Source organism: Pseudomonas sp. FG86, from assembly GCF_057808775.1.
Map to the genome: position 1 here is coordinate 1 of NZ_JBMDIS010000134.1, position 11321 is coordinate 11321.

The following is an 11321-nucleotide window of genomic DNA, read 5'->3' on the forward strand; positions in this document are numbered from 1 at the left end:
GCTGCCTGGCACACTGCAGCGTTCTTATTGGGGCTGCTGCGCAGCCCAACGCGGGACAAGCCCGCTCGCCACAGAAAAAAGTGAGTAGATGCCATTGCGCATAAGGGCTTCGCCGAAAGAGGCCTCATACTCAAAAAGTCGGAAATGGCCTGACGATTGGGGGTTATCTTCGCGAATGGTACAGGCTCACCTTGCGAAACTCCCAAGGTTCGGCCAAGTCCGGCAGCGTCAGCGCATCGAGTATCTCCAGCCGCCGATAGGCCGGGTGCTGGAAGTCCCGCACTCGCGAATCCGCCACCAGCGCTTCGCGGCCACGGCTGAGGAAGTGGTCGAGCAAGGGCAGGTTGGCGCGGTCGTACAGCACATCAGCCACCAGGATCAGGTCGAAGCGGTCGGCTTCGGCGAAAAAGTCCGCCGAGTAGCTCAGTTCCACACCATTGAGTTCGGCATTCGCGCGGCAGGACGCTAACGCCAGCGGATCCAGGTCGCAGGCAACCACTTCCAACGCGCCCGCCTTGACCGCCGCAATCCCGGCCACACCGGAGCCGGCGCCGAAATCCAGCACGCGCTTGCCCTTCACCCATTCCGGGTTCGCTGCCAGGTACCGCGCCAGTGCCAGGCCACTGGCCCAGCAAAAACTCCAGTAGGGCGGTTCATGCAGGATGCGCCGGGTTTCTTCGGGGCTGAAGGCGCGGTCCATATTGTCGGCATCGAGCAGCCACAACGACAGCTCGGTGCCCGGCAGGGGGCAGGGCACCAGGTGCGCGTCGCCGATCAGTTCGCTCAGGGCGCGTTGCAGGTCCAGCGGTGGCGTCATGGTGCCTTGACGAGTTGCAGGGGGCCGGTGGTCTGGGTGATCGCCTGGGTGATGCGTACGGCGGGCAGGTGCAGGATCAACTGGCCGGACTGGCTGGCACGGCCGCGTAACTCAACCCGTGCACCGGCCGGGAACGCTTCGGGGTTGAAGCGCAGGCGGAAGGCCAGGGGCTTGCCGTTGCCACTGAGCACGCTGCTGGCGAGCAGTTGTTGCGGGCGGCTGCGGTCGTCGATCACCAGCAGCGCCATCTCCACCTCGGCGCCACTGGGAACGTTGGTGAGGGTACCGTTGATTTCCCGTTGATAGGCCGGCAGCGGGCCGACGTCTTCAATGCCTGGGACTTTTTTCTCTTGCTGCGGCGTCGGTTGTGGCGTCGATGGTTTCGGGGCTTCGCTGCTGCAGGCGACCAGAACACTGAACAGGGTGAGTAAAACAAGCGGTCGTAACTGCATGTACGGCTCCAGAAAGGACAAAATCCGTGGCTTAAAAAGTATGAAACATAATAGTCAGCCTATATACCGTAAAGGCTATGGCTTGTCTTGCCACGGGGATGCGCTACCATGGCCCTCCCTGTGCGACACGCGTAGCGTGTCTCCAGCATCAAGCTGTATGGTCAGCTTGATGGGATTTCCGCAAGGAAATCGAATACTTGGGTAGCCACCCCCAGGAAACAAAACCTGCCCGGAAGTCCATTGCCTTCAAGGACTTATCGCTGCGGCGACAGGCAAGCCCAAAGGTCGTTTAGCCCTCGGTAGCACGACCGCAGAACCGGTACCCCCGGTTTTGGAGAGCCTCTTAAATCTAACCCTTGTGGGAGCCCAGACCCCCGCAGGGGTCTCCTCCTGCCCGTTTGCAACAGGAGGTTACAATTCAGAGGCGAGCGACCTATTAGGTCGTCCCCGCTTCCATTTCTCCGGAGACATGAGCGAAAGCTCTGTCTGTCATTGTCCAACCATCGCTTTCACTGGATGGTAGCGGACTCGTTGTGCGACCAACGGTAGCCTAGGGCGACGTGCATCACTGGCAACGGTGTTGTTCGGAGCTCGCCCGACAACGTAGCCCCCGTAATGGGTACAGATCTTCCGTGAGGAAGCCTGTAGAGACTCGGAGCTGCACCGGGTTGAGGCGCAAGGCTGACTGGTAGGGACAACTAATGTGAACCGCTGATAAACGCCGTGAGCATGAAGGAGCCAAAGCTGCTGTCAGGCTCTAACCAAAAGGTACGTGGTCGGTTATCCCTGTAGGGAGTGGAGATACGTCGTCATCAAGACCACCGGCGAAAAGGCGGGTCCTAACCCAGTCGTGTGACAGATAGGGAACGTGGTAAGCCTGTATCGCTGCCCTTTGGGCAGGTGAACCGCAAGGAACACTGTTGGCGGTGCGGGTATGGGATCGCAGAGAAAGCGAACGCCAGGCTGTAATGGTCTGGACAGGGGTTGGAACATCACCCCACGGGAAACCGGGCAGACTTCTGCGTGGTCTTCTGTCGCAATGACTCTGACTGAGACCGTCTCATCAACTTCAGGGCTTAGCTTCATCGGCCCTTGATAATCCTACCCTTTCGGGGTGCATGCACCCCGAAAGGGGTACGTGCGCCTTCCGCTCGGGTGGTTTCACTTTGAGAGGAAAGCAGCATGAAAGAGCTCAGCCAGCATGGTGAGCCTGCGCTTTCCGGCATTCCACAGCAGTGGCACGACGTCGATTGGTGTCGGGTCCAGCGGAACGTCCGGGAAATGCAGGTGCGAATTGCGAAGGCTTGTCGGGAGGGCAAATGGCGTAGGGTCAAATCCCTGCAACGGATGCTCACCCGCTCGAAGTCGGCTAGATACTTGGCCGTACGGAGAGTCACGGAAAATCAGGGGAGCCGCACGGCGGGAGTCGATAAGCAACTCTGGGATACACCTAACGCGAAATGGAGTGCGGTTGGTTTGTTGAAAACGCGGGGTTACAAGGCTCGGCCACTACGGCGAGTCTACATCCCGAAGTCGGATGGTCGGGAGCGCCCGCTGGGCATACCAACCATGACGGATAGAGCCATGCAAGCGCTGTACATGCTGGCTCTGTCTCCCGTCGCTGAAACCCGAGGCGATCCCAATAGCTACGGCTTCAGGATCGAACGTTCCACGGCGGATGCAATGGCGCAGTTGTTCGTATGCTTATCCCAAAAAGTCTCGGCTCAATGGGTACTGGACGCGGACATCGAAGGATTTTTCGACAACATCAACCATGAATGGCTGCTAAGGAATGTCCCAACGGATGTACGGATGCTTCGGCAGTGGTTGAAGGCCGGCGTCATCCACAAGGGGCAGTTACACGCAACGGATGCGGGTACGCCACAAGGGGGGATCATTTCCCCCGTGTTGGCAAATCTGGCACTAGATGGTCTGGAAACACTCCTCAAGCAACACCTAGGAGTGACAAGGGCGAAAAAGCTGAAGGTGAATTTGGTGCGATACGCAGATGACTTCGTGATCACGGGTACCTCTCCGGAGGTACTGGAAAACGAGGTGAAACCTTGGGTAGAGCAATTCCTCGTAACACGAGGACTACGGCTGTCACTCAAGAAAACGCGGCTCGTCCACATCGACGAAGGCTTCGACTTCCTTGGATGGAATTTCCGGAAATACGAAGGAACGTTGCTGATCAAGCCGAGTAAAAAGAACGTCAAGGCGTTCTATAGCAAGGTCAGGGAAGCAATCGACACCCATAAGACGAGTAAGCAGGAAGATTTGATCCGACTGCTGAACCCGATGTTAAGGGGGTGGGCGTTTTACCATCAGCCAGTAGTGGCCAAGCAAGTGTATAGCTGGATGGACCACAGAGTTTTTGTGAAACTCTGGCGTTGGGCGAAAAGGCGACATCCCAACAAATCTCTTGAATGGGTCCGGAAGAAGTATTTTCGAACCATCGCAGGGAAAAGTTGGATGTTCGCAACCACGGTTCTGGAGGCGAACGGCAAGAGGCGGGAGATCGGGCTGTATTCCCTTGCGGATACTCCGATCGAGCGGCACAAGAAGGTGAGTGGGGATTACAACCCCTACGACCCTGCCATGGAGACGATGGGCGAAAAGCTGCGGATGGACCGGATGCTGAATAAGCTGAAGTACCGGAAACAAATCGGTAGCCTCTACGCCAGTCAAAAAGGTTTGTGCCTGTTGTGTAAGCAGCCGATCACCAAAGAGACGGGATGGCACGACCATCACATAATCTTCCGCACACAGGGCGGTAGTGACTCAATGGGGAATCGGGTACTCTTGCACCCCAACTGCCACCATCAGCTCCACACCCGTGGTCTGCACGTGGACAAACCGGCTCCCTCTGGGGGCTTAATGACGGCTTGAGCCGTATGCGTCGAAAGGCGCACGTACGGTTCTTAGGGGGGGATAAGCCAGTAATGGCTCATCCCCACCCGACTTTTTTGTTGCCTGCCACCATGCACTGTCCCTTCTGCGGTGCCAACGACACCAAGGTCATTGACTCACGTCTGGTCGCCGAGGGCGATCAAGTGCGTCGCCGGCGCGAATGCCTGGCCTGCGGTGAACGTTTCACCACCTTCGAAACCGCCGAACTGGTATTGCCACGTCTGATCAAGTCCGACGGCAGTCGCCAGCCTTTCGATGAAGACAAATTGCGCGCCGGTATGCAGCGCGCCCTGGAAAAACGCCCGGTGAGTGTCGAGCGGCTGGAGGCGGCGCTGGTGCATATCAAGCACAAGCTACGTGCGACCGGCGAGCGCGAGGTCAAGAGCCTGGTGGTTGGAGAGCTGGTGATGGGCGAGCTGCAAAAGCTCGACGAAGTCGCCTATATCCGTTTCGCCTCGGTGTATCGACGCTTCCAGGACCTCAATGAGTTCCGCGAAGAGATCGACCGCCTGGCCCGTGAGCCGGTCAAGAAATGAACCCACCTTCTGCTGAACAGGCTGTCCTCGACGCTCACTACATGGCCCGCGCCCTCGAATTGGCGCGTAATGGCCTGTACACCACCCATCCCAACCCGCGAGTGGGCTGCGTGATTGTGCGTGATGGGCAGGTCGTCGGCGAAGGCTGGCATGTGCGCACCGGCGAGCCCCATGCCGAAGTGCATGCCTTGCGCGCTGCCGGGGGTAAAGCCCGAGGCGCCACGGCCTATGTGACCCTCGAGCCTTGCAGCCACTATGGCCATACCCCGCCTTGCGCCGACGCACTGGTGAGTGCCGGGCTGGCGCGGGTGGTCGCGGCGATGCAGGACCCTAACCCGGAAGTTGCCGGGCGCGGCATGCAGCGCCTGGCCCAGGCCGGTATCGAGGTCTACAGCGGTGTGCTGGAAGGGGAAGCCCGCGCCCTCAATAAAGGCTTCCTCAAGCGCATGGAGCACGGCCTGCCGTTTGTGCGGGTCAAGCTGGCGATGAGCCTGGATGGCCGCACTGCGATGGCCAGCGGCGAGAGCCAATGGATCACCGGGCCCGCCGCCCGCGCCGCCGTGCAGCGCCTGCGCGCCCAGGCCAGTGTGGTGCTGACCGGCGCCGACACGGTATTGGCCGACGGTGCGCGCCTGACCGTGCGCGCCGCGGAATTGGGCCTGGATGACGCCACCACCGCCCTGGCCATGTCACGCCCGCCGTTGCGCGTGCTGATCGACGGCCGCCTGCGGGTGCCGCTCAATGCGCCGTTCTTCAAGGCCGGCCCGGCGCTGGTCATTACCTGCGTCACTGCGGAAAACCAGTTCCCCCGTGGCCCCGAATGCCTGGTGGTGCCCGGCGTCGATGGCCAGGTTGACCTACGCTCGGCGCTGGTGGCGCTGGCGGCCCGTGGCGTCAATGAAGTGCTGGTGGAAGCCGGCCCAAGCCTGGCGGGTGCATTTGCCCAGCAGGGCCTGGTCGACGAATACGTGATTTTCGTCGCCGGCAAGTTCCTCGGTTCCGCCGCTCGGCCTTTGCTGGACTGGCCGCTTGAGAAACTGGCGGATGCCCCCCAACTCAAGATCACTGAAATGCGCGCTGTAGGCGACGACTGGCGAGTCACTGCCATCCCGCTTCCACCCGCGCGCGTATAATTCTGACCGGGCGCTCAAGTGCCCGTCCCGTTTTCCAGGAGAAGGCCATGTTCACCGGCATTATCGAATCCATCGGCAGCATCCGTGCCATGACCCCCAAGGGCGGCGATGTGCGCCTGCTGGTTGAAACCGGCAAGCTCGACCTCGACGACGTCAAATTGGGCGACAGCATCGCGGTCAGCGGCGTGTGCCTGACCGTCATCGAGCTGACGGGCAACGGTTTTGCCGCCGACGTCAGCCGGGAAACCCTGGACTGCACCGCGATGAACGACCTCAAGGCTGGCAGCCCGGTCAACCTGGAAAAAGCCCTGACCCCGACCACCCGCCTGGGCGGCCACCTGGTCAGCGGCCACGTCGACGGTGTCGGCGAAGTGGTATCGCGCAGCGAAAACGCACGCGCCGTGGAATTTCGCATCCGCGCGCCAAAAGAATTGGCCAAGTACATCGCCCACAAAGGCTCGATCACCGTCGACGGCACCAGCCTGACCGTGAACGCCGTGAACGGCGCTGAATTTGAACTGACCATCATTCCCCACACCCTGAGCGAAACCATCATGGCGTCGTACCAGCCGGGTCGCCGGGTGAACCTGGAAGTTGACTTGCTTGCCCGTTACCTGGAGCGCCTGTTGCTGGGCGATAAGGCCGCAGAGCCTGCAACCGGGAACATCACTGAGAGTTTTCTGGCCGCTAACGGCTACCTGAAATCCTGACCAAGGGGGTGCCCTGTGGCGCTCAATAGCATCGAAGAACTGGTTGAAGACATCCGCCAAGGCAAGATGGTCATCCTGATGGATGACGAAGACCGCGAGAACGAAGGCGATATCATCATGGCCGCCGAACTGTGCCAGGCCGAACACATCAACTTCATGGCCAAGCACGCCCGTGGGCTGATCTGCATGCCCATGAGCCGCGAGCGCTGCGAGTTGCTCAAGCTGCCGTTGATGGCGCCGCGCAATGGTTCGGGTTTCGGTACCAAGTTCACCGTGTCGATTGAAGCGACCACCGGCGTCACCACCGGTATTTCCGCCGCCGACCGTGCGCGCACCGTGCAAGCGGCCGCCGCGAAAGACGCCAAGGCCGAAGACATCGTCAGCCCTGGCCACATTTTTCCGCTGATGGCTCAACCGGGCGGCACCCTGGCCCGTGCCGGCCACACCGAAGCCGCGTGCGATCTGGCGCGCATGGCCGGGTTCGAGCCGAGCGGCGTGATCTGCGAAGTGATGAACGACGACGGCACCATGGCCCGTCGCGCCGAGCTCGAGGCGTTTGCCGCCGAACACAACCTCAAGATCGGCACCATCGCCGACCTGATCCACTACCGGATGATCCACGAACGTACCGTTCAGCGGATTGCCGAGCAGCCGCTGGACAGCGAACTGGGCCAATTCAATTTGGTGACCTACCGTGATTCCGTTGAGGGCGATGTGCACATGGCGCTGACCCTGGGCACCATCTGCGCCGAAGAACCGACCTTGGTGCGCGTGCACAACATGGACCCGCTGCGTGACCTGCTGATGGTCAAGCAACCCGGTCGTTGGAGCCTGCGCGCCGCCATGGCTGCGGTTTCCGAGGCCGGCAGCGGTGTGGTATTGCTGCTGGGCAACCCGGTGGATGGCGACGTATTGCTCGCGCATATTCGTGAAACCGCCGAGAACACCCAGGTCAAGACACCGACCACCTACAGCATCGTCGGGGCCGGTTCGCAGATCCTGCGCGACCTCGGCGTACGCAAAATGCGCCTGATGAGCGCACCGATGAAATTTAATGCGATATCCGGTTTCGACCTGGAAGTTGTAGAATACGTGCCCTCCGAATAAAGGCCGGCGATTTTCGCCCCTTGTTCGCGGTTAAATCATCACTGAGGGACGCACTTTTCGCGTCCCGGCTCTTTAAGAGATTTGTCGAATGACCCTGAAGACCATCGAAGGTACCTTCATCGCCCCCAAAGGCCGCTATGCCCTGGTGGTTGGCCGTTTCAACAGCTTCGTGGTTGAAAGCCTGGTAAGCGGTGCCGTGGACGCCCTGGTTCGCCACGGTGTGAGCGAAAGCGACATCACCCTCATCCGCGCCCCTGGCGCCTTCGAAATTCCACTGGTTGCGCAAAAAGTTGCGCAGCAGGGCGAATACGCGGCGATCATCGCCCTGGGCGCGGTCATTCGTGGCGGTACTCCGCACTTCGAATACGTCGCCGGCGAATGCACCAAGGGCCTGGCCCAGGTGTCCATGGAGTTCGGCGTGCCGGTTGCCTTCGGCGTGCTGACCGTGGATTCCATCGAGCAAGCCATCGAGCGTTCCGGCACCAAGGCCGGTAACAAAGGCGCTGAAGCTGCCCTGTCCGCCCTGGAAATGGTCAGCCTGCTGTCGCAGTTGGAGGCCAAGTGATTTCCGACGAGAGCGATCGTTTCAACCCGCGCGACGAGCGTCCTGCGGATGCCGGCAAGCCATCGAAAAGCGAAAAGCGTCGTGCGGCTCGCCAACTCGCTACCCAGGCGCTGTACCAGCGTCATATGGCGGGTACCTCGCTGAATGAAATCGAAGCGCAATTTCGTGTCGACAACGATTTCACCTTCGCCGACCAGAGCTACTTCCACGACATCCTGCATGGCGTCCCGGCCAACCTGACCGAGATCGACACTGCACTGACACCGTGCCTGGACCTGACCATCGAAGAACTGGACCCGGTTGAACTGGCCGTACTGCGCCTGTCCACCTGGGAACTGCTCAAGCGCGTCGACGTGCCGTACCGCGTGGTGATCAACGAAGGCATCGAACTGGCGAAAGTCTACGGTTCGACCGACGGCCACAAGTTCGTCAACGGTGTGCTCGATAAACTGGCTCCGCGCCTGCGTGAAGCCGAAGTGAAGGAACACAAGCGCTGATCCGCGCTTGAGTTCCCGATGGGCGAGTTTGAGCTGATCCGTAAATACTTCGCCGCCGCGCCCTGTGCGCAGGGCGGCGAAGGCATTGCCCTGGGGATCGGCGACGACTGCGCCCTGCTGGCGCTCCCCGTTGGGGAGCAACTGGCAATCTCTACCGATACCTTAGTGGCCGGCGTGCACTTTGCCGACCCCTGTGATCCGTTCCTGCTTGGCCAGCGCTCGCTGGCCGTGGCGGTGAGTGACCTGGCCGCCATGGGCGCCCATCCCCTTGCGTTTACCCTTGCCCTGACAACGCCGACGGTCGATGCCGATTGGCTGCAACGCTATGCCCAGGGGCTGAACGCCATGGCGCAAAGCTGCGGTGTGGGCCTGGTCGGCGGCGACACCACGCGCGGGCCGCTGAGCCTGACCCTTACCGTGTTTGGCCGGGTGCCGGCCGGGCAGGCGTTGACGCGCAGCGGTGCGCGTCCGGGTGACCTGCTGTGTGTGGGCGGCGAACTGGGCAATGCTGCCGGCGCCTTGCCGTTGGTGCTGGGCCAGCGCAGCGCCGAGGCGGCCATCGCCGATCCACTGCTGGCGCATTACTGGTCGCCGCAACCGCAATTGGCCCTGGGCCTGGCGCTGCGGGGCAAGGCCACATCAGCCATGGATATTTCCGACGGGCTCCTGGCCGATTGCGGGCATATCGCCAAGGCGTCGTCCGTCAGCCTGCTGATCGAGCGCCAGGCGCTGCCTTTGTCCAAGGCCCTGCTCGCGTTTGTGGGGGATGATGCCGCGCGAGTGGCGGCCTTGAGTGGTGGCGATGACTACGTGCTGGTGTTCACTCTGCCGCCGACCGAGCTGGCGCCGTTGCTGGCGGGCGGCTGGCCGGTGCATGTGATCGGCCGGGTCGAGGCGGGGCAGGGGGTGACGCTGCTCGACGCGAACGGGCAGGACATCACCCCAGTCGTGCGTGGCTATCAGCACTTTCGCGAGACGCCCTGAACAGGCGTCTCATCCGTCCCAGGCGCCCTGTAGGAGCGAGCTTGCTCGCGAAAAACGTAAGCACAGCGCGTTTATTCAGGCTGCGCGCGTCAGCGTTGACGAGGTTCGCGAGCAAGATCCAGGCGGCCCCTCGTTCCTGCACATAGAACCGATACGAAGGCCAATCGAACCGATTGATCTTTATCAGCGATAATTCAGCTTAAGCGTCTGTAGGAACGTGCTGTTACAATGCCCGCCTCTGTGAAATCTGAAATCAGGAGCACACGGTGCCCGTCGTTTTCGTCGCTGCTTCCAAGCTGCCTACCCCTTTTGCCACATTCACCATGCATGGCTTTCTCGAAGAAGAAACCGGGCGCGAGCACGTTGTGCTCAGCCTGGGTGATATCGCCGATGGCGCGCCGGTACTTGGCCGCGTGCACTCCGAGTGCCTGACTGGCGATGCGCTGTTCAGCCAGCGCTGCGATTGTGGCTCGCAGTTGGAGGCCGCGATGCAAGCCATCGCCCGTGAAGGCCGGGGCGTGCTGCTGTACCTGCGCCAGGAAGGCCGTGGCATTGGCCTGCTGAACAAGATCCGCGCCTACGAGTTGCAGGATGGCGGCGCCGACACCGTCGAAGCCAACGAACGCCTGGGCTTTGCCGCTGACCAGCGGGACTACGGCATCTGCTTGCCGATGCTGGAGCACCTGGGCGTCAAATCCCTGCGCCTGATGACCAACAACCCGCGCAAGGTCAAAGCCTTGACCGAGATGGGCATCACCGTGGCCGAGCGCGTGCCGCTGCACACCGGGCACAACCCGCACAACAAACTCTACCTGGCCACCAAGGCCAGCAAGCTCGACCACATGATGGGCAACGAGCATCAGGGCGAGGTCGACCGCGCGTGACCCGAGGCCAGGTAAAACGGCGACTGTCCTTCAACTGGTGGCAGTACCTGGCCCTGGCGCTGCTGCCGTTGTTCGTGATCAACCTGGTCTTTGGCCACGCTGAATCCCTGCTGCCGGTGCTGGCCATGCCGTTCTTTATTGCCGGTGTGGCCTCGATGTTTCTCAGCCTGCGTTTTTTCCATGGCTATAAACACGCGCTGATCGCCACCGCCAAAGCCCTCGACACCCCTGAAGAACCCGCGGCCTGGATCACCCTCGCGGCCCGGCGCCGCACGGCGTTGCTGGTGGCTGCCGTGCCGGCCTGGATTGGCGCACTGGCGGTGTTCGTCGGCCTGGAAGCGGTGCCGCTGTTTCTGCTGGCGTTGTCGACCCTGGTGCTGTTTTACCTCTATCGCATCCCACGTCAGTTGGGATGATGCGTCACTGGCTGGCGCTCCTGCTGCTGGCGTGCGGCGCCCAAGCCCTGGCGGTCGAACGGGTGGTCAGCCTGGCCCCATCCCTGTCTGAAATCGTGGTTGAACTGGGCGCTGCCGACCTGCTGGTGGGCGTGCTGGACGGCGGCGATCGGCCAGCCGCGCTGGCGACAGTGCCGTCGGTGGGGCAGTACGGGCAGTTGAATATGGAGCGCCTGCTCAGCCTCAAGCCCGACCTGATCCTGCTGTGGCCCGGCAGCATCGTAAGCGCTCCATAAACCCCACCTTCAAATGACCCAAGTACGACCTGATG

Annotated in this window: 12 protein-coding genes and 1 pseudogene; 11 read left to right on the forward strand and 2 right to left on the reverse strand. The window is 61.4% G+C overall.

The window, feature by feature from the left end; translation table 11 throughout:
* Positions 1 to 163: 163 nt before the first annotated feature.
* Together ACODSV_RS34555 and ACODSV_RS34560 are read right to left on the reverse strand one after the other, a co-directional pair.
* Positions 164 to 817: a class I SAM-dependent methyltransferase gene (locus tag ACODSV_RS34555; RefSeq protein WP_024077653.1), complete on the reverse strand. Its 654-nt coding sequence runs from the start codon at positions 815 to 817 to the stop codon at positions 164 to 166.
* Positions 814 to 1269 carry a YbaY family lipoprotein gene (locus ACODSV_RS34560; protein WP_069077100.1) on the reverse strand — a complete coding sequence of 152 codons (456 nt, stop codon included), beginning with the start codon at positions 1267 to 1269 and terminating at the stop codon, positions 814 to 816. Before ACODSV_RS34560 ends, ACODSV_RS34555 begins: the two co-directional genes overlap by 4 nt.
* 1182 nt (positions 1270 to 2451) lie before the next feature.
* Here ACODSV_RS34560 and ltrA point away from each other — a divergent pair.
* The 11 genes and pseudogenes from ltrA to ACODSV_RS34615 all read left to right on the forward strand — a co-directional run.
* Positions 2452 to 4158 (forward strand): group II intron reverse transcriptase/maturase, encoded by a 1707-nt coding sequence (ltrA, locus tag ACODSV_RS34565; protein WP_042853748.1) that lies wholly within the window; start codon positions 2452 to 2454, stop codon positions 4156 to 4158.
* Between the two features lie 92 nt (positions 4159 to 4250).
* The gene (gene nrdR / locus ACODSV_RS34570) at positions 4251 to 4715 is read left to right on the forward strand and encodes a transcriptional regulator NrdR (RefSeq protein WP_041161032.1); all 465 of its coding nucleotides are present in this window, start codon (positions 4251 to 4253) and stop codon (positions 4713 to 4715) included.
* Positions 4712 to 5848, forward strand: coding sequence for a bifunctional diaminohydroxyphosphoribosylaminopyrimidine deaminase/5-amino-6-(5-phosphoribosylamino)uracil reductase RibD (gene ribD / locus ACODSV_RS34575; RefSeq protein WP_024077650.1), 1137 nt, complete (start codon positions 4712 to 4714; stop codon positions 5846 to 5848). The genes nrdR and ribD overlap by 4 nt, the downstream gene beginning before the upstream one ends.
* A gap of 47 nt (positions 5849 to 5895) precedes the next feature.
* On the forward strand, positions 5896 to 6558 hold the full coding sequence (locus tag ACODSV_RS34580) for a riboflavin synthase (RefSeq protein WP_150053731.1): 663 nt from the start codon (positions 5896 to 5898) through the stop codon (positions 6556 to 6558).
* 15 nt (positions 6559 to 6573) lie between these two features.
* The gene (gene ribBA / locus ACODSV_RS34585) at positions 6574 to 7665 is read left to right on the forward strand and encodes a bifunctional 3,4-dihydroxy-2-butanone-4-phosphate synthase/GTP cyclohydrolase II (protein WP_024077648.1); all 1092 of its coding nucleotides are present in this window, start codon (positions 6574 to 6576) and stop codon (positions 7663 to 7665) included.
* Between the two features lie 88 nt (positions 7666 to 7753).
* Positions 7754 to 8230 (forward strand): 6,7-dimethyl-8-ribityllumazine synthase, encoded by a 477-nt coding sequence (gene ribH, locus ACODSV_RS34590; protein WP_003194576.1) that lies wholly within the window; start codon positions 7754 to 7756, stop codon positions 8228 to 8230.
* On the forward strand, positions 8227 to 8727 hold the full coding sequence (gene nusB / locus ACODSV_RS34595) for a transcription antitermination factor NusB (RefSeq protein WP_024077647.1): 501 nt from the start codon (positions 8227 to 8229) through the stop codon (positions 8725 to 8727). Before ribH ends, nusB begins: the two co-directional genes overlap by 4 nt.
* Before the next feature lie 18 nt (positions 8728 to 8745).
* A complete protein-coding gene (gene thiL / locus ACODSV_RS34600) occupies positions 8746 to 9711 on the forward strand; it encodes a thiamine-phosphate kinase (RefSeq protein ID WP_150055631.1) in 966 nt (321 codons plus the stop codon).
* Between the two features lie 266 nt (positions 9712 to 9977).
* Positions 9978 to 10595, forward strand: a complete 618-nt coding sequence (gene ribA, locus ACODSV_RS34605) for a GTP cyclohydrolase II (RefSeq protein ID WP_024077645.1) — start codon at positions 9978 to 9980, stop codon at positions 10593 to 10595.
* Positions 10592 to 11011 (forward strand): nuclear FMR1 interacting 1 family protein, encoded by a 420-nt coding sequence (locus tag ACODSV_RS34610; RefSeq protein ID WP_150055632.1) that lies wholly within the window; start codon positions 10592 to 10594, stop codon positions 11009 to 11011. The genes ribA and ACODSV_RS34610 overlap by 4 nt, the downstream gene beginning before the upstream one ends.
* Positions 11008 to 11271, forward strand: a pseudogene (locus ACODSV_RS34615) (ABC transporter substrate-binding protein); the annotation flags it as partial. The gene ACODSV_RS34610 and the pseudogene ACODSV_RS34615, both read left to right, overlap by 4 nt.
* Positions 11272 to 11321 lie beyond the last annotated feature (50 nt).